Below are 17071 nucleotides of genomic sequence, written 5' to 3'. Positions count from 1 at the left end.
GAATGTTAGCAAAGACGCGGGCAAATCGGACCATCAACCATGACCTGTCCTTGCGCAGGCATGTCTTTGTGGCCGCCCACATGTACTATACCCGAAAGGTCCGTACCATTGGCATCAACAGGGACGATAATCAGTCGAGGAGTTGTTTTCCCCTTACCATCGCTAGTTACAACAGGACGTTCTCCATCGTGGTTCTCCTCTCTCAGGCCGTAATAAACCCTGAACCCAACCGGATCGCCGCCACATTCTTTTAGAAGTCTGTTGAACGTTTCCAGTCCGAAGAATTCAGCTTCCACATAGTTTCTTCCGTCCTTGACAATTTGCTCCCTGACGTTTTGGTGACTTGAAGTTAATAATTTGGCGTCTCGTGCTGAAATGAGCTTACCTTCTGTTCCGTCGTATTTTGGCATGATTTACGTGAAAAGTTATGGTTTAACAATTACAGGTAAATTTAAACCGGTAGGAATCGTTAGACAAAGCAACCGACCTTAATTGATTTAACGGTTATTTGTAACTTACTGATATTAAGTTAGTTATTTAATATCCGTATCAAAAACACGTAAAATTACGCATAGGGCGTACGGAGAAATACCGGAGCGACTTTGTAGCCTTACCTGACGACTAAATCAGGGATTTTCACTCTAAAACACTTTGACTAAGCGCTGTACATTTGTAAAGCGTTAGGGAAGACTTTTATAAGCTTTCTCATCAGATTAAAGGGTTAGGTTATGATCGAAAGCCGCGAGGGATATCCCTCGCGGCTTTTTTGATTTGTTTCTTTCGTTGATGATTTTTGTAGCGTATAAAATCACTTGCAATGAAACCATCCGTACAAATCGAATATTGTCCCAAATGTGGCTGGCTACTGCGGGCAGCCTGGATAGCGCAGGAACTACTCACAACTTTTACCGATGATGTGCGTGCCGTAGAATTGAGGCCGTCGGAGATTGCAGGCAGATATACTATTTCCATCGATGAACAGGTTGTATGGGACAGGAAGAAGGAGGGGCGTTTTCCTGAGGCCAAGGAGATCAAACAAAGGGTAAGGGATATTATTGCTCCGGCAAAAGACCTGGGGCATTCGGATCGGGGCGGACATGCTTCTGGGTGAAAATGCGCCATAATGGCGTACTGTGGAGTGTTGGACTGTAATTTTGGCACTAGATAAGATATTGAAATATATTTACTATCTACATAGCGGAGTCGTTGTTGTAATTTGCTGATATTCAATATAAATATTGATTTAACTCACTCAGATACCATTAGATTTTTGCTGGAACGCGATCTTTGGCACGCAGTTTTTCGTTAATAGATAAAACTTGTGAACCTAAAACGCGATAGCTATGGAAAGCAAACTGAAAATACCACGGGAGATGTTGATGAATATAGATTTTATCAACACTGTAAATGGTGGAATGAGTGAGCCCGCTATAAAGCTTGACAAAGGATCGGACGGTTTTGAAGTAGTTGTGAAAATTCCAGGCATCGAGGTTGAGGATCTGCAATTAGAGGTCGTGAAAGGAAAGAGAAATGCAAATAATCTTAAACTTTTTCATTTGTTGCCGATATTTTCACAGGAGAATTTGTCCGATGAAGAGCAGTGGAAGACAATCCGTTTCATCAATACCTTCGTCATCCCCGACGGAGTTGATATAGATAATATTTCAGCTAAGTACGACGATACGCTTCGTCAGTTGGTGCTTTTTCTCCCATTTGGAGATGAGCAGGGGGACTATCATCGCAAAGTGGAGATCGGCCGCTGGTAGTGAAAAATCAGTAAATGGGAGCTTGACCGCCGATGTGGTCAGGCTCTTTTTTGTACTATTTACACACCGCACAGGGATTTTGGGTTCAGGACAAAGTAGGATTCTGTAAGGGTGTAGTAATAATTATATATAGTCTTGTATCCTTCCAATAGAATGCATTAAGATTCAGTAAAGATTGATTCTGATGTCGAAAAAGGAGCTCCATATCCGTATCTTGCATAAGCAAATCCTTGTTGCTCCTCAATCTCAACGTTATGAAAAAGTCAAATATTTTTGCTTTTATTGAACTTACCAAGCTGGTCGACGAGCTGAATGGCGATCAGGCGAAACTCCGGCAGAAGCTGAAATCGCAGTCTGCCTACTTCAACATCATTGAGCCCAGATATTTTTCGGACGGATTGGTTAAAGAATGGGAAAGCATTCTGGCCGTTGTGAAACAGAAAGGCGCAAAGGTTAATGAAGAAGGTCGTGTGGTGTCAAATGCGGTAAGCAACACGATCGACCACCTGAGCGATAAAGAATGTCAGGTGCTCGTCGAACGGGTCAATACTATTTATGACCAGGTGCGGAAAGAATTTCAATAGGGAAGAATGGGCTCTGCAAAGGTTTTCAAAACCTTTGCAGAGCCGGACCAACAACTTCTAGTTAACAGTACCGCCGTCCCACACTTCTTTGCCCGGTTGAACGAAGGCCAGGCTGCCGTCGCGATCTTCGGCCATCAGTATCATTCCATGGCTTTCCATTCCCATCATCTTGCGGGGTGCCAGATTGGCCAGGTATAGAACTTTCTTTCCTATTACTTCATCAGCCTTGAAATGCTCGGAGATCCCGCTCAGTACGGTGCGCTGTTCGGAACCGATGTCTATAAGTAATTTGAGGAGCTTCTTGCTCTTCGGAACGTTCTCCGCTTCCAGAATAGTGGCGATCCGGATATCCATTTTGGCGAAGTCATCATATTGAATTTCAGCTTTTACAGGTGCTACCACTTTTCCTTCGAGCTCGTTCAGCCGCTTAGCGTCATGAAGTTTCTGAATCTGCTGTTCAATGACGTGATCTTCTATTTTTTCAAATAAAAGTTTTCCTTCCGAAACAACTTGTCCGGGTTGGAGAAGATCGGCGTTACCGGCGTCCTGCCAGTTTTTACCGGATATGCCAAGTTGCTCCTGAATCCTGGCTGCCGTAAAAGGCAAGACGGGTGCTGATACAATGGATAGTGTCGCGGAGATCTGCAGGGCAATATTGAGTATCGTATTGACACGTGCCGGGTCTGTCTTGATTGCATGCCAGGGCTGTGTGTCGGCAAGATATTTGTTCCCGGTTCTTGCTAGATCCATGATGAAAGACAACGCTTCACGGAACCGGTAGTTTTCCATTGCGTCCGCAATCCTCGTTGGGAATGCCGCCAGCTCGTTCAGCGCATTCTGGTCGATTTCTAGGATTTCTCCGCGTGCTGGTACCTTGCCTTCACAGAATTTCTGAGTCAGGACGACAGCACGATTGATGAAATTGCCATAGATACCTACCAGCTCGCTATTGTTTCTTGTCTGGAAATCTTTCCAGGTAAATTCGCTGTCTTTAGTCTCCGGTGCGTTGGCTGTCAGGACATACCGCAGTACATCCTGCTTGTCCGGAAGTTCTTCCAGGTACTCATGGAGCCACACGGCCCAATTGCGGGAAGTCGAAATCTTATCACCTTCGAGGTTCATGAACTCGTTCGCAGGGACATTATCAGCCAGAATGTAATTTCCTTCGGCCATCAACATCGCGGGGAAAATGATGCAGTGAAACACGATGTTGTCTTTGCCAATGAAGTGAACCAGCTTTGTTTCGCCTTGGGAAGCATCGGAGCTTGGTTGCCACCATTTTTTCCAGCCTTCTTCGCTCCCGTTTTTCTGGATCAGCCAGTCTTTGGTGGCAGAAATATAACCAATAGGCGCCTCAAACCACACATATAGTACTTTGCCGTCCGTGTCTTCAACAGGAACTTTGATACCCCAATCCAGATCGCGGGTCATTGCACGTGGTTTCAGTCCGTCTTTGAGCCACGACTGGCATTGCCCGAAAACATTCGTTTTCCACTCTGAATGGCTGTTTACATATTTTTCAATATCGGGCTGCATTGCATCCAGCGGGAGATACCAGTTCTTGGTTGCCTTTAAAACCGGTTTCGCGCCCGACAATGTGGATCGCGGGTCCTTCAATTCGAGCGGGCTGAGCGTGGAGCCGCAGCGCTCACATTGATCTCCGTAAGCATTTGGATTCGCACATACCGGACAGGTGCCTATAATGTACCGGTCTGCAAGAAATTGTTGCGCGGTTTCATCATAATACTGCGCTGTTGTTTCTTCAACAAAAACCTTTTTGTCGTAGAGATCTCTGAAAATCTCACGGGACGTCTCATGGTGGACAGGCTTGCTGGTCCGGGAATAAATATCGAATGAAATCCCCAGGGCCTTGAATGAGGCGTCGATCTGAGCATAATACTTGTCTACCACCTGCTGGGGAGTGAGCCCCTCCTTTTTGGCGCGAATAGTGATGGGAACCCCGTGCTCATCTGTACCGCTGATGAACGCTACCTCCTTGCCGGAAGAGCGGAGATAGCGAGCGTATATATCAGCAGGTATATAGCATCCCGCCAAATGGCCGATGTGGATCGGGCCATTAGCGTAAATAAGCGCTGCTGTGACGGTATATCTTTTGGGGTTTGAAATCGGCATTTGAAATCAGGGATTTGAATATTGTTCAATCATCTAGGCGCTGTCGCCCCCGGCGTGGCCGGAGCGTAAAATTAGTAAAAAGGCTTGCAATGGCGTGTTTTTGACAAACGGAAATCTAAATCTGTACGGATGCTGATCTGCGCCTTGTACATCTTAATGACTGCCTGTTGGCGAGGCATAGTGGTTGAGAATCAGAACCAGGACTTACGCCTGCCTAGTTTTTATCTTTATTTAACCGATCTAATAACCGAACTTTGACCCGAACAATTTGTTTCGTTTACATGAAAGTTCTCATAACCGGTGCGACGGGACTCGTTGGAAGTGCAGTGGCCAGGAAATTTTTGGCGGAAAATCATGAAGTATTTGCATTGGTGCGCCCAGGAGCGGACAGGCACCTTTTGGCCGATGAGAATGCGAAGCTGACCTGGGTCGAAGGAGACGTACTGGATATTTTGTCTCTGGAAAAATCCATCGAAGGGGTTGACTACGTGGTGCATACGGCGGCAGTGGTATCGTTTGTGCCCCGCGACCGCAAGATGATGTATAAGGTCAATGCAGAGGGTACGGCCAATGTCGTGAACGTGTGCCTGAACCACCGGATTAAAAAGCTCTGTCACGTGAGTAGCATCGCCGCGGTGGGCAGGCCGGATTCCAGGAAACAGCAGAAAGGACAGAACGTGGTATTAAATGAAGAGCAGCGGTGGGAAGACTCGCCCGAAAACTCTGAATACGCAAAAACCAAGCACCTGGCTGAGCTGGAAGTGTGGAGAGGCATCGCCGAAGGGTTGGATGCGGTGATCGTCAACCCGACACTGATCCTGGGTGAGGGCGACTGGAATAAAAGCAGCACACAGATTTTCAGATACGTATATAGAGAAAAGCCATTTTACACGGACGGCATCGCGAACTATGTGGATGTCGTTGATGTGGCTGAAATTGTATATCGGCTAACCGGCTCAGATATTACCGGAGAACGGTTTCTGCTCAATGCGGGGAGCATTTCGTACCGTAATTTGTTCAACATCATAGCGGACAAAATGAACCGTAAAAGGCCGTCGTTGGAGGTAGGGCCCCGGCTGGCGGGCGTGATATGGCGAATCGAGGCAGTGAGGACCTGGCTGTTGGGTACCAAGCCATTGATTACCAGGGAAACGGCCCAGTCGGCTGCCCGGAAAATTACCTACGACAATGCCAAAATAAGAAATGCATTAAATTTTAAGTTTCAGTCTGTTGAGGAAACGGTGTCCCGGATTAGTGAAAGTTTGCTCGGGAGGATTTGAAATCCGGGGAATTATTTTATAACTTTCTTTCATTAATAGTGGTGCGTTAGCCCTCAATTCTAACCTAGCGGTTCGTATGATGGAGAAAAATTTCGGAGAAAGGAAGGACTATATGAAAGAGACACTGCTCAGGTTTGAAAGAATGCTGAAAACCAGCGAGCCGGTCTTTTTTGATTTGGATACTTACGAAAGGGTTACAGTACACTACATAGAAAAAGGGGACTGGGATAAAGCTTTCAAAGCTTGTGAAATGGGGCTGTCGGATTATCCCTACTCGCTCGACCTGCTGCTGAACATGGTGCAATTGCACGCCAATAGGGGCGAACATGAAATGGCGCTGGAAATATTGGAGCGCGCTTCGCTTTTTCATCCCGGTGATATCGAAATTTCCTTCATGCAGGTGGCAGTAGCCAACATGATGGGAGAATACGAGGAAGCGATCGAAATACTCGAGAACCTGCTTGGAAGGGTGGAGGACAGAGATGAAATTTATTTTCAGATCGGCCAGACTTATCAGAACTGGGGTAAATACGAGGATGCGATCAAATACTACAAAAGATCGCTTCGTAATAACCTGAATAACGAGAACGCGCTTTACGAACTGGCCCATTGTCTCGATCTTGTGGGGCAGTTGGAAAGTCATCTGGGCTATTACAATGAGCTGGTTGACCGTGATCCGTTCTCCCACCATGCATGGTATAATCTTGGAATTGCATTCAGCAAGCTCGAACGCCATAGCGACGCCGTTCATGCTTATGAATATGCCACGCTCATCAAGGATGACTTCGCTTCTGCTTTTTTCCAGTTGGGGAATTCCTACATGAACCTGGAAAAATATGAGGATGCCAAAGCGCAATACCTCCGGGCAATCGAACTGGAAGGTGAGCAGCCCGAGACATGCTGCTGCCTGGGAACCTGTTATGAAAAGCTCGGGGAGTTTGAAACCGCCATTAAATATTACCGGCAAACTGTCAAACTGGATAATCAATGGGATGATGGCTGGTACGGACTAGGCATTTGTTTCAGTGAGCTGGGAAGATGGTATGAAGCGGTGGGATTTTTGAGAAAAGCGATCCAGATCACTGAACTCAACCCAGACTACTGGCTCGCATTGGCAGAAACCGAATTTAAGGTGGGCAATGTGGTATCCGCATTCGAAGCATTTGAGAAAGCCGCGGAAATCGAACCGTCCAATCCGGATATCTGGCTCAAATGGTCATACGTGCTTTTCGAACAAGGCAACTATGAGCGAGCTTGTGACCTGTTGCAAGCTGCAATTGACGAAATGGCCGAAGAAGCAGATTTGTATTACAGGATGGCCGTGTACCAGATCCACGCGGGACAATACCGGGAAGCACTGGTAAATCTTGAAATCGGGTTGACGCTGGACTATGATGCCCACCTCCAACTCTTCGATTTCTTCCCCGATCTTGAAAAACAGAAAGCACTATTCCGGATTATCGAACAATACCGCGAGAAATAGATACCCGATCAACCCAGACTGCGATAAAGTGCCGCAAGCTGCCCAGCAATATTCGCTCCCGCGAATTGCTTTACATGGATTTGTCCGGCTTCTGCCAAAGAATTTCTAAGCGAAACATCAGTGAGGAGGTTTTCAAGCTGTTCGCTGATGTTTTCTGTTTGAAAAGGGTCCGCATACAAGCCGCCGGGCCCGCCGGCTTCTTCGAGGCATGAGCCCTTCGCCGCCAGCACAGGAGTTCCGCTGTGCAACGCTTCAACGATCGGTATTCCGAAACCTTCGTAAATGGATATGTAGGCAAACAATGCCGCTTCCTGGTATAATGCGGGCAGATGTGGCGTAGAAACATCGTGTAGCAATTTAACCCGCTTTTGCAGACCCAACCGGCTGATGGTTTCCGTTATTTTTTGTAAATAAGGCGTGGGCTTTCCGACGAGCACCAGCGTGAAATCCTGGTTTTTCAGACTACCAAAAGCTTCCACCAGCCGATGCTGATTTTTGCGTTCCTCCATGGTACCTACACATAATATAAACGGCCCGACGATACCGTATCCGGCGCAAACCTGTACACGCTCTTCCGATGGTACCGATTGCTTGAATACAGGGTTACAATCCTGGTAGATCACCTGTATTTTGCTGTCATCGACATGGTACAGCTCAATGAGGTCTCTTCGGGTTTGGTCGCTCACCGCGATAACCGAATCGGCCCTTGTGCACGCGGATTGGAATTTGTGCCGGTAAATGGCGCGGTCGACAGGTTTGAAAAGCGAAGGAAGTTTTTCAAAAATAAGGTCATGGATCGTTACGACGGAACGAATACCTGCTTGCCGTAAACCTTGCGGGATTTCATTGCTCAGTCCATGAAATACGTCGACCTTTTCGTGGCGAAGCTGTCGTGTGATACGTGCGTAGCGCCAATAGGCAGAGAGCTTTTTATCAATGAAGGTTTCGGGGTATCGGATCGCAGCCTCGGGGTATCCGGGAAAGAGTTTTTGGGTGTTTTTGGGCGTGAATGCCAGGTATTCGAGATCAGGTTGGTTTGCAGTCAATGCGTCGAGGACGAAGCGGCTGTAATTTCCAAGTCCCGTTTTATTGGCAAAAGCTCTTTTGGCGTCAAATCCAATGCGCATAAGGGTAACTGCAAGGGTTTCCGGGCAAAAGTCCGTATTTTTGTGGATACCGCCGAAAATTATTGGTGGGTATTTTGTGTTAAAATGGAATGAAGAGAAACAATGTCCGCAAACGGGGAAACTCCAAAGCCACCTCCCTTTCACTAACCGAAGAATATCAGGTACATACGCTGGCGAACGGGATCCGCATTGCACACAAGCAGGTTCCTTATACGCAAATAGCACATTGTGGCATTATGCTCGATATCGGTAGTCGCGACGAATTGCCGCACCAGCAGGGCCTTGCCCATTTCTGGGAGCATATGGCTTTTAAAGGCACTGAAAAAAGAAGCTCTTACCACATCATCAACAGACTGGAAAATGTAGGTGGCGAGCTGAACGCTTATACCACAAAAGAGAAAATTTGCTTCCATGCATCAGTTCTCGATGACCATTTCGAGAAAGCCATTGATCTGCTGGCAGATATTACTTTCCACTCCGTGTTTCCCGACAAACAGATCGAACGGGAACGGAATGTGATCCTGGAAGAAATGTCGATGTATGTCGATTCACCTGAGGATGCGATCCAGGATGACTTTGATCAGCTGATCTTTCCGGATCATGCACTAGGGAGCAACATCCTCGGCACAGCGGATACGGTCAACTCGTTTGGCAGGGAACAGCTCTTTGAATTTATTAATGAAAATATTGATACTGAACGCATTGTAGTTTCATCGGTTAGCCGTTTGCCATTCTCGAAAGTCATTCGGATGGCGGAGAAATACCTGGGCGACGTACCTTTCAAAAAGACAAGCAGAGAAAGAAAAGCTCCATTGCTTTATACGCCGGTACACCAGGAGCGTGAGCGGGCGATCCAGCAGGCGCAATGCGCTATGGGACAGCCGGCATACGCGCTATTGGACGATCGTCGTCTACCTTTTTTTATGTTGGTGAATTTGCTGGGCGGGCCGGGCATGAATTCAAGATTTAACCTGTCGCTGCGAGAGAAATACGGATTCGTCTATTCCATTGAGGCGAACTATACCCCTTACCTGGACACAGGGTTTATGGGGATTTTCTTCGGTACCGAGAAAAAGCAGCTGAACAAAAGCATCGCTCTTATTCACAAGGAATTGAAACGGATACGGGAAGTGCCTTTGTCGGTTCTGCAGTTGCACCAAACCAAAGTTCAATTGATGGGGCAGCTGGCGATGTCGGAGGAAAGCAACATGAGTTTTATGCTGATGATGGCAAAAAGTATTCTGGATACCGGCAAAGTGGACTCGTTGCCAGAGATCTTTGCAGAAATCGAGCAGATTAATGCGGGACAATTACAGGAACTCTCGCAGGAAATATTCAATGAACAGAATTTCAGCTATCTCACTTTTCTGCCGGAGGATTAGCCGCTGAAATATAGATAAAGCAAAAGCCCTGCCCGATTATAATCGGGCAGGGCTTTTGCTTTATCGAGACAGTTATTTTGCTTCTGTTCTGTAGTAAAGAGTCGATGCATTGTCCGGGCGCAAAATACGCTTGGCTGCCGCATGAATATCGGAAGGAGTAAGCTCTCTGATGATATCAGCATCGCCGTTTGCCCATTCGACATTCCCTGCATTGGCTGCAAATGCGAGATTCATCGCCCTGTTCAGCACTTCTACTTCAGAGAAGGCAAGGGAAGCCTCCGACTGATTTTTAACCTTCGTGACTTCTCCCTCAGAAGCGCCCGATTCAACGACTTCCTGTAAAATCTCTTTGACCGCTTCATCGGCTTCTTCTAGTGTCACGCCAGGGTTCAGGTTACCTTTAATCAGAAGGAGACCGGGATCGAGAGACGATGTGATACTTGCATTAATGCTATTGAAGAGCGGCCGTTCTTTGAGTAGCTTCTGATATAGGCGAGACGATTTTCCCCTGCCTAAAACATCGCTGAGTAAATCGGCTGCATAAAAACCCTGCTCGTACCGGCCAGGCATATGGAATACCTTGATCAGCGAATTCAGAGGCACGGCAGCTGATATTTCCAGGTGTCTGGCTTCGCTCTGGACAGGCTCTTTCGGGATATTGCGGACGTATGCCGGACCGGACGGAATATTGCCAAACCATTTCTCGGCCAGCTCCTGTACTTTTTCGAATGAAACTGCACCTGCAACGACCATTACCGCATTGTTGGGTCTGTAAAAGCGGAAGAAAAACGCCTGAACATCGTCCATGGTCGCCCGTTCGATGTGGCCGATGTCTTTTCCGATCGTTGCCCAGCGGTAAGGATGCTTTTGATAGGCAAGCGGCCGTAATTTAAGCCACATATCTCCATACGGCTGATTGAGATAGCGTTGCTTAAATTCTTCGATCACTACCTTCCGTTGCACTTCCAGCACATTGGGGTCGAAACTAAGGCTAAGCATCCGGTCCGATTCCAGCCAGAACGCAGTTTCCACATTGTCTGCGGGAAGGGTGATATAATAATTGGTGATATCGGGTGAGGTAAATGCATTGTTTTCGCCGCCCACGTTCTGCACTGGAATGTCGTAGCTTGGGATATTTCCGGAGCCTCCGAACATCAGGTGTTCAAACAAATGTGCAAATCCGGTACGTTCTTCATCCTCGTCACGGGAGCCGACATTATAAAGAATATTAACCGCAGCCATGGGTGTCGAAAAATCCTCGTGTACGAATACCTGAAGGCCGTTACCCAATGTAAACTGCTTATAGCGAATCATATGATCAGAAAAGGAAGTTGAATGTTGACATTTTTGGCCAAAATAAGTGACGGCCCGAAACCCATGCATCGAATTATGGGTTATAAACAAAGCTACTGTTCAGTTGGGATACCACCAAACCATTTTGAGTTAATAGTGAAAGCCATGCAAATTACACTTCGTTCATTGTGTTTGCTGATCATGACATTTTTTTGCTCTGCTCAGCTTCGTGCACAACTCCTCAATGACCCGGTTTCGTTAAAACATATACAAAACAGCCTCGACAAGATCTATAACTATGAGTTCGATGAGGCCGTTCAGATCATCGACCAGGTAGAGAAGAAGTATCCCAATCATCCGGTCTCGTACATACTCGATTCCTTCATTCTGTATTGGAAGTATTTACCGATCAAGGACAACCCGTCGAAATCCAAGGAATATATTCAGAAACTCGACCAATGTCTGGAAGCGATCAATAAAAGGTATGGGAAGAACAGCCTCGATCCGGAGGCGGTCTTTTACACGATGGTAGCCCGGGGATATATGGCTATGATCTACAATTACCGCGGCGAAATGATGAATGCGGCAGGGGAGGGGAAGAAAGCATATAATGCATTCGTGGAAGGGTTCAAGTTGTTGAACAAGAATCCCGAGTTTTATTTTACATCGGGTATGTATAACTATTATGTGGAGGTATACCCGGAAGAACATCCGATCGTGAAGCCTCTGCTCGTGTTCTTTAAGAATGGTGATAAAGCTTTGGGTTTGAAACAGATCGATACTGCCACCAAGGTAGGCACTATTACCCGGGCAGAATCGTGCTACTATATCTCGCACATTTATCTCAAATATGAAGCAAGACCTGAAAAAGCGGCTTTTTATATGGAAAAGCTGGTTGATCTGTACCCGCGCAATCCTATTTACCTGATGAAAAATGTCGAAGCCCAGCTGCTCGCGGGTAAATTCGACCAGGCGAATGAAGGTATACAGCTGCTGCGCAAACATAACACGGGCTTTTATCCGGCCGCCTGGCGGACATTTCAAGGTATCCTGGAAGAGAAAAACATGAAAAATGATGCCGCGGCGCAGAAAGAATACCTGCTTGCGTTAAGAACGCCGCATGATGATCAGTATACCAAAGAGTACCATGCATTCGCGTACGCGGGGCTCGCACGTATATCGGCCCGGGCCGGTAACAAGGCGAAAGCGAAAGATTACTATAAAAAATGCCTTGGCAAAGCCGAATACCGGTCGGTAGTCAGGGAGGCCAAGGCATTCAGGTAGGGATTGTTTGGACGGCGGCTATTTTGGGAAAAGGCCACTATCCAATCCCGGTATAATCTTCAATGCATTTTTGTAATACAGCTTTTTGAGTACTTCATCTGAAAGCCCCATTCCGTACATGCGCCAGAATGCGTGGTATTTTTTATGGTAAGGGAAATACTCATCTTCGGTTTCCAATACGCGAAAATATGTGGCGTATTCGGAGGGCACCCAGCTGTCTTTTCCGAATAACACCCTGTCCTGATATTTTTCAAAAAACTTCTTTGCAGTACGGGGTTGTCGCCCCAGTTCAGCGATGACCGCACCGATTTCCACATACATATTCGGAAAAGCGATCATCAGGCTGTCGAGTTTTTTGAGGTTGTTGGGATACCAGCCCATATGTGCATTGATGAAGGTAGTTTTGGGATTACTCGCAAAAATGTGGTGCTGCTCTGCGATCAGCGAGTCGAATGGGATCGGGTCATTGGCTCCCCGGCGACGACCTGGGTGTGTTTTAAGTTCGAGCCAGCGCTCGTTATACCGGTCCATAGGATCCCAGAACGAAGGGACGTCGGCGGTATGGATCAGAACAGGTATTCCCAGCTCACCGCATTTTTGCCACACGGGCTGCAGTCGCGGATCACTTACCGCTACACGATTGCCCTTGTCATCTTTGATGCCGCTGAAACCCAGGCTTTTGTATATTTTTAATCCCTTGGCACCCATCTTAACATCTTCTTCGAGCTGCTTAACGGCCTTTTGAGACCAGTCTTTTTCCCCGAAGCCTTTGAATTGCAGGTTCGTAAATATGGCAATACGCTTTGGGTTAGTCTTTGCCGCATTTTCCAGGGAACCTCTCAATGTAGCGGTGCCTTCGGCCCATTCCTGTGACCAGCCCCTGCCGCTGAGATTGACCATGATGGCCATGTTAAGACTATCCATCTGTCGTATCAGTGCTTTCAAATCCTGAGTCGGCATCTGGTACTGGTGATTATGGACGTCGATAAACGGGAATTTGGCTCTTTTGATCGGGTGTTCTGCCACCTTGAGCGTCGAAATAGGATCGTATTCTTCAAATCCGAGAGGTTGAGTGACGGAAGGGGTGGACTCCTGCGCGCAGGCGCTGAATGTGGTACCAATGGAAACGGAAAGGAACAGTAGTATTTTTTTCATGCGGATTTATCAAATTGATCTGGATCGTTGACTAGGCTTTGCCGGGAAACAGTTCCGGCTTGTAAATCAGAGCAACACAATGCGCGGCGATACCCTCTTCCCTTCCTACGAATCCCAAATGCTCGGATGTGGTGGCCTTGATCGAAATAGCTTCTTCTGAAATATGGATAACTCCGGCAAGGCAAGTCTTCATCGCCGGAATATGTGGATTCAGCTTAGGGCTCTGCAACACGATCGTGACGTCGACATTCCCTACTTCGTATCCTTTTTCACGGATCATCTCCACAACTTTGGCGAGCAGTACTTTACTGTCAACGCCTTTCCATTGTGGATCTTTATCGGAGAAATGGTAGCCGATGTTGCGGAGATTGGCGGCTCCCAGAAGCGCGTCGCAAATGACGTGGCATACCACGTCGGCATCCGAATGCCCCTTGGCACCATGGGTATGCGGGATCAAAATACCTCCGAGCCAGAAAGGCCGGTCTTCTACCAACTGATGAACATCATAGCCCTGGCCGATGCGGAAAGGAAACATATTTGAGAAAAGTATGGGAAAAAGTTATCGGTTATTACGGGTTTTATTTTAGCGCATTGAGCTCTTGTCGGACCTCTTTTAAGTCAATCTCTATCCGATCAATGCGTTCCTCAATTCTTTTGAAGCGCTCCTCGATCCCATCAAATCGCAACATCATGTATTCAAACAGCCTGGCGAGGTCATCCTTGTTAAGCGTGTTTCTTGCATTCGAATCGATTTCCCGGGAGTTTTTCCTCGCGATCTGTGTCAATGCCAACAAGCTTTGTTTCAGAATAGTATTGCTGTCATCGACCATGGTCTGCCTGTTCGAGAGATCAAGCACAACATCTTCTATCGACTTTGTCCGGTCTCCGAGTTTGCCCCATCCCGTCCTCATGTTTTTGAGGTCGTTCTCGACTCTATCCAGTTTAATAAATACTTCTGCTGCCATTTCTTCCAGGTTGCTGATCCTTCCGCGATCGTTCATGTGAAAAGTGCGTTAACAAATGTACAATTCTTTTCTTAGCTATACGGGCATGAAAGTGGTTGGTAACGATATAGCACATTGAAATTTTCCAATGGTGAGAAGTGACAGAAATTTGTGTTTTTTGGCGTTGCGGGGCAACTTTTTACTATTTAGCTTTGGTTACGTATACAAGCGGCATAAACCGTAGAATCAAACACTTTAAAACACATGAAAACAAACATCGGAATATCGGATGAGCATACCCAGGCCGTTGCCTTTCAGCTCAATAAGCTGCTGGCCAACGAGTTTGTACTTTATACCAAAACCCGCAATTATCACTGGAACATCAGTGGGATGAATTTTTTTGAATTGCACAAGCTGTTTGAAGGACAGTACGAGCAATTGCAGGAGATCATGGATGAAATTGCGGAGCGTATCCGGGCGATCGGACACTATTCAGAAGCCCGTCTGGTGGATATCCTTAAATTGACCGATCTGCTCGAACCCGAATACACCACAGAAGAAAAGACCCAGTTACAAAACCTCCTGAACGATCACGAAACGATCATCCGTATCCTGCGTACCCTCGTTACCGAATTTGCAGATACTTATAAAGACCTTGGATCGAGTGATTATGTAACAGGCTTGCTCAGAGAACATGAGAAAATGGCCTGGATGCTGCGCGCTTTCCTGAAATAGTCAGATAGGCGTTTTCTGAAAATGAAAAGCCGGAGAGATCGTCAGATCCTCCGGCTTTTTGCTAATGCATCATCACCTTTATTCGCGTCGCTGCATTTCCGTCCTGATCTTCTGCAACTCCTCCTGCTGGCTGACCGATTTGAAATAAAAATACAGACCTGCGATCAGGAAGATTTTGGAAAGAATGAATACAGTAATAAATGCAGGCCGCCATAATTTGTGGACCTTCATGTGCGTATCGTTCACTTCCACGTCAAGGAACTGAGCCGGTTTGGCGGTTTCACCAGAGTCGTAGGAGCTGCGCCCTTTTTTCTCGCGGATACTTCTCAGCAGAATAATTTCTCTCACCGCTTCTGGTGGAGGTACAGCGCCTTGGGCAAAGTAATGTTTGATATCTTCTTCCAGCTTCGCGGCATATGACGACAGCGCACGGTCAGACAACATTGCCTCTGCGACCTGTTCCTGCTCTCCCTCACTGGAAAGCCCCATTAAATGCGATTCGAGAATGCCACTCTCGATAAATTCCTGTTTGTTCAACGTGTAAAAGTTTATGCGGTGCGATAGGACTTGAAAAACTCGTGAAAGGAACGCAGGACCTCAGATTTTGATATATTCAGTTTTCCCGCTACTTCTTCGGGTGTAAAACCCTGACGAAAAGCCAGGTCAAAAATGCTTTGGGGAGACACGTCCGAGGTTCCGCTCTCAGTCCCGGCGGGTGCGAGGGCTGTCAGTTTCCTTTTGGCCTCCACTGCCTTACTCCTCGCGAGCTTGATTATACAGGCAGCAAAGGTAAAAGGATAACTGTTACAGGATTGCAGCTGCGGGGAGGCGAATACACTTACCAGGACTTCCTGGGCTAAATGTACTTGTGGTAAGATTTGCAAAATAATGCCATAGGCCATTGCCCCGTATTGGTCATATACTTCGAGAGAGGTGAGTGTTTTTGGCTTTGAAAGCGCCTGGCCATCGACTCCATTGCCAGCTCGTTCTAATTCATTCATACACTACAATTAAATATCCGGATTCTTGGGTGGGGTAAGAGATGAACAGCGTGCGATACTATTGAAGTTAGGGAAGTTTTAAACAAATAGTATGAGGCATTCCTTGTAAATTTAATAGAATAGGGCAAAAAAGATCATTTGTTAACAGAAAGTTTGCCTGTTTTTGTCAAACTAATTTCAAGTGCTCTCGCGGATAAAAGTGCAAAACTTCATTTTCAGGAAGTTTTCTGATGGTTAACTTTGCCCGATGAAAGACAAAATAGCAGTGATTTTTGACATGGACGGGGTGATTTGTCATACCAACCCCTATCATTCCAGGGCCTTCAGAGCTTTTTTCTCAAAACGGGACCTTGAACCCACAGATGAGGATTTCGCCCAGCATATGTATGGGAAAAGCAATAGTTACATTTTGAGCCATTTTTTGAAGAGGGTGGTGGGCGGTGATGAACTGTTGGAGATGGAGGAAGAGAAGGAGGGGCTGTTCCGGGAGCTGTATGCACCCTACGTGGAGCCAATTACAGGTATCGTCGCTTTTATGCACAAACTGGTTTCCAATGGTGCGGTCCTGGGTGTAGCCACTTCGGCTCCCCGTGCCAATCTCGACCTGATCGTCGGTAAGGTGCCTATCCGTGATTTGCTGGGATCGGTTCTGGCTAGTGAAGATGTGAAAAAACACAAGCCTGACCCTGAGGTTTATCTTACATCGGCCAGAAACCTGGGTGTGGCGCCGGATCAATGTGTGGTATTTGAGGATTCATTTTCCGGTGTCTCCGCGGCATTGAATGCAGGGATGCGCGTAGTGGGTGTGCTGAGTTCTCATTCAAAGGACGAACTGCCGCCTTGCAACATGTACGTAAATGACTATACAGATCTTTCTTTTGAAAAGATCGCCTCCCTTTTTTAA

The 17071-nt window shown here is 46.9% G+C and carries 18 protein-coding genes; 9 read left to right on the top strand and 9 right to left on the bottom strand.

The features are described 5' to 3' along the window. Nucleotides 1-5: 5 nt before the first annotated feature. On the bottom strand, nt 6-410 hold the full coding sequence (locus tag BP71_RS18210) for a hypothetical protein (protein WP_496381732.1): 405 nt from the start codon (nt 408-410) through the stop codon (nt 6-8). Nucleotides 411-817: 407 nt separating this feature from the next. Here BP71_RS18210 and BP71_RS18205 point away from each other — a divergent pair, with 407 nt between their 5' ends. The 3 genes from BP71_RS18205 (at nt 818) to BP71_RS18195 (ending at nt 2350) form a co-directional block, all read left to right on the top strand. Then, nucleotides 818-1111, top strand: a complete 294-nt coding sequence (locus BP71_RS18205; protein ID WP_496381730.1) for an Rdx family protein — start codon at nt 818-820, stop codon at nt 1109-1111. Between the two features lie 232 nt (nt 1112-1343). Next, nucleotides 1344-1766, top strand: a complete 423-nt coding sequence (locus BP71_RS18200; protein ID WP_496381728.1) for an Hsp20/alpha crystallin family protein — start codon at nt 1344-1346, stop codon at nt 1764-1766. Between the two features lie 254 nt (nt 1767-2020). Continuing rightward, nucleotides 2021-2350, top strand: a complete 330-nt coding sequence (locus BP71_RS18195) for a hypothetical protein (RefSeq protein WP_496381726.1) — start codon at nt 2021-2023, stop codon at nt 2348-2350. A gap of 57 nt (nt 2351-2407) precedes the next feature. On the opposite strand, the gene metG is transcribed toward BP71_RS18195, so the two are convergent. Further along, nucleotides 2408-4483, bottom strand: a complete 2076-nt coding sequence (metG, locus tag BP71_RS18190) for a methionine--tRNA ligase (protein WP_496381724.1) — start codon at nt 4481-4483, stop codon at nt 2408-2410. A 281-nt stretch (nt 4484-4764) separates the two neighbouring features. On the opposite strand from metG, the gene BP71_RS18185 reads away from it, so the two are divergent. Next, complete coding sequence (locus BP71_RS18185) at nt 4765-5763, top strand: NAD-dependent epimerase/dehydratase family protein (RefSeq protein ID WP_496381722.1); 999 nt, start codon at nt 4765-4767, stop codon at nt 5761-5763. A 76-nt stretch (nt 5764-5839) separates the two neighbouring features. Next, nucleotides 5840-7246 (top strand): tetratricopeptide repeat protein, encoded by a 1407-nt coding sequence (locus BP71_RS18180; RefSeq protein ID WP_496381720.1) that lies wholly within the window; start codon nt 5840-5842, stop codon nt 7244-7246. An 8-nt stretch (nt 7247-7254) separates the two neighbouring features. Here the strand turns inward: BP71_RS18180 and BP71_RS18175 are convergent, their stop codons facing one another. Next, nucleotides 7255-8373, bottom strand: a complete 1119-nt coding sequence (locus BP71_RS18175) for a glycosyltransferase family 4 protein (RefSeq protein WP_496381718.1) — start codon at nt 8371-8373, stop codon at nt 7255-7257. 89 nt (nt 8374-8462) lie between these two features. Between BP71_RS18175 and BP71_RS18170 the strand changes: the two genes are divergently transcribed. Beyond that, entirely contained in the window at nt 8463-9755 is a 1293-nt protein-coding gene (locus BP71_RS18170) for a M16 family metallopeptidase (RefSeq protein WP_496381716.1), read from the top strand. Between the two features lie 72 nt (nt 9756-9827). On the opposite strand, the gene BP71_RS18165 is transcribed toward BP71_RS18170, so the two are convergent. Beyond that, nucleotides 9828-11069 (bottom strand): M16 family metallopeptidase, encoded by a 1242-nt coding sequence (locus tag BP71_RS18165; RefSeq protein WP_496381714.1) that lies wholly within the window; start codon nt 11067-11069, stop codon nt 9828-9830. A gap of 144 nt (nt 11070-11213) precedes the next feature. On the opposite strand from BP71_RS18165, the gene BP71_RS18160 reads away from it, so the two are divergent. After that, the gene (locus tag BP71_RS18160; RefSeq protein ID WP_496381712.1) at nt 11214-12332 is read left to right on the top strand and encodes an ABC transporter substrate-binding protein; all 1119 of its coding nucleotides are present in this window, start codon (nt 11214-11216) and stop codon (nt 12330-12332) included. Between the two features lie 18 nt (nt 12333-12350). On the opposite strand, the gene BP71_RS18155 is transcribed toward BP71_RS18160, so the two are convergent. The 3 genes from BP71_RS18155 to BP71_RS18145 are packed head-to-tail and all read right to left on the bottom strand — an operon-like array spanning nt 12351 to nt 14488. After that, the gene (locus BP71_RS18155) at nt 12351-13487 is read right to left on the bottom strand and encodes an amidohydrolase family protein (RefSeq protein WP_496381710.1); all 1137 of its coding nucleotides are present in this window, start codon (nt 13485-13487) and stop codon (nt 12351-12353) included. Nucleotides 13488-13518: 31 nt separating this feature from the next. Beyond that, the gene (gene ispF, locus BP71_RS18150; protein ID WP_496381708.1) at nt 13519-14022 is read right to left on the bottom strand and encodes a 2-C-methyl-D-erythritol 2,4-cyclodiphosphate synthase; all 504 of its coding nucleotides are present in this window, start codon (nt 14020-14022) and stop codon (nt 13519-13521) included. Nucleotides 14023-14065: 43 nt separating this feature from the next. Further along, on the bottom strand, nt 14066-14488 hold the full coding sequence (locus BP71_RS18145) for a hypothetical protein (RefSeq protein WP_496381706.1): 423 nt from the start codon (nt 14486-14488) through the stop codon (nt 14066-14068). 207 nt (nt 14489-14695) lie between these two features. Between BP71_RS18145 and BP71_RS18140 the strand changes: the two genes are divergently transcribed. Further along, nucleotides 14696-15166 (top strand): Dps family protein, encoded by a 471-nt coding sequence (locus BP71_RS18140; protein ID WP_496381704.1) that lies wholly within the window; start codon nt 14696-14698, stop codon nt 15164-15166. Between the two features lie 78 nt (nt 15167-15244). On the opposite strand, the gene BP71_RS18135 is transcribed toward BP71_RS18140, so the two are convergent. Together BP71_RS18135 and BP71_RS18130 are read right to left on the bottom strand one after the other, a co-directional pair. After that, nucleotides 15245-15703, bottom strand: coding sequence for a hypothetical protein (locus BP71_RS18135; protein WP_496381702.1), 459 nt, complete (start codon nt 15701-15703; stop codon nt 15245-15247). A gap of 11 nt (nt 15704-15714) precedes the next feature. Next, complete coding sequence (locus BP71_RS18130; protein ID WP_496381700.1) at nt 15715-16167, bottom strand: RNA polymerase sigma factor; 453 nt, start codon at nt 16165-16167, stop codon at nt 15715-15717. A gap of 247 nt (nt 16168-16414) precedes the next feature. Here BP71_RS18130 and BP71_RS18125 point away from each other — a divergent pair, with 247 nt between their 5' ends. Continuing rightward, a complete protein-coding gene (locus BP71_RS18125) occupies nt 16415-17071 on the top strand; it encodes an HAD family hydrolase (RefSeq protein ID WP_496381698.1) in 657 nt (218 codons plus the stop codon).

It is taken from the genome of Dyadobacter ginsengisoli DSM 21015 (assembly GCF_059568735.1).
The sequence above is the reverse complement of the archived record's forward strand: the minus strand, read 5'-3'. Positions and strand labels throughout refer to the sequence as shown.

Coding starts and splice junctions, on each gene's coding strand:
- BP71_RS18180 (WP_496381720.1), top strand. CDS start 5,840: ATGATGGAGAAAAATTTCGGAGAAAGGAAGGACTATATGAAAGAGACA.
- BP71_RS18210 (WP_496381732.1), bottom strand. CDS start 410: ATGCCAAAATACGACGGAACAGAAGGTAAGCTCATTTCAGCACGAGAC.
- BP71_RS18160 (WP_496381712.1), top strand. CDS start 11,214: ATGCAAATTACACTTCGTTCATTGTGTTTGCTGATCATGACATTTTTT.
- metG (WP_496381724.1), bottom strand. CDS start 4,483: ATGCCGATTTCAAACCCCAAAAGATATACCGTCACAGCAGCGCTTATT.
- BP71_RS18195 (WP_496381726.1), top strand. CDS start 2,021: ATGAAAAAGTCAAATATTTTTGCTTTTATTGAACTTACCAAGCTGGTC.
- BP71_RS18185 (WP_496381722.1), top strand. CDS start 4,765: ATGAAAGTTCTCATAACCGGTGCGACGGGACTCGTTGGAAGTGCAGTG.
- BP71_RS18145 (WP_496381706.1), bottom strand. CDS start 14,488: ATGAACGATCGCGGAAGGATCAGCAACCTGGAAGAAATGGCAGCAGAA.
- BP71_RS18155 (WP_496381710.1), bottom strand. CDS start 13,487: ATGAAAAAAATACTACTGTTCCTTTCCGTTTCCATTGGTACCACATTC.
- BP71_RS18200 (WP_496381728.1), top strand. CDS start 1,344: ATGGAAAGCAAACTGAAAATACCACGGGAGATGTTGATGAATATAGAT.
- ispF (WP_496381708.1), bottom strand. CDS start 14,022: ATGTTTCCTTTCCGCATCGGCCAGGGCTATGATGTTCATCAGTTGGTA.
- BP71_RS18205 (WP_496381730.1), top strand. CDS start 818: ATGAAACCATCCGTACAAATCGAATATTGTCCCAAATGTGGCTGGCTA.
- BP71_RS18175 (WP_496381718.1), bottom strand. CDS start 8,373: ATGCGCATTGGATTTGACGCCAAAAGAGCTTTTGCCAATAAAACGGGA.
- BP71_RS18125 (WP_496381698.1), top strand. CDS start 16,415: ATGAAAGACAAAATAGCAGTGATTTTTGACATGGACGGGGTGATTTGT.
- BP71_RS18130 (WP_496381700.1), bottom strand. CDS start 16,167: ATGAATGAATTAGAACGAGCTGGCAATGGAGTCGATGGCCAGGCGCTT.
- BP71_RS18165 (WP_496381714.1), bottom strand. CDS start 11,069: ATGATTCGCTATAAGCAGTTTACATTGGGTAACGGCCTTCAGGTATTC.
- BP71_RS18140 (WP_496381704.1), top strand. CDS start 14,696: ATGAAAACAAACATCGGAATATCGGATGAGCATACCCAGGCCGTTGCC.
- BP71_RS18170 (WP_496381716.1), top strand. CDS start 8,463: ATGAAGAGAAACAATGTCCGCAAACGGGGAAACTCCAAAGCCACCTCC.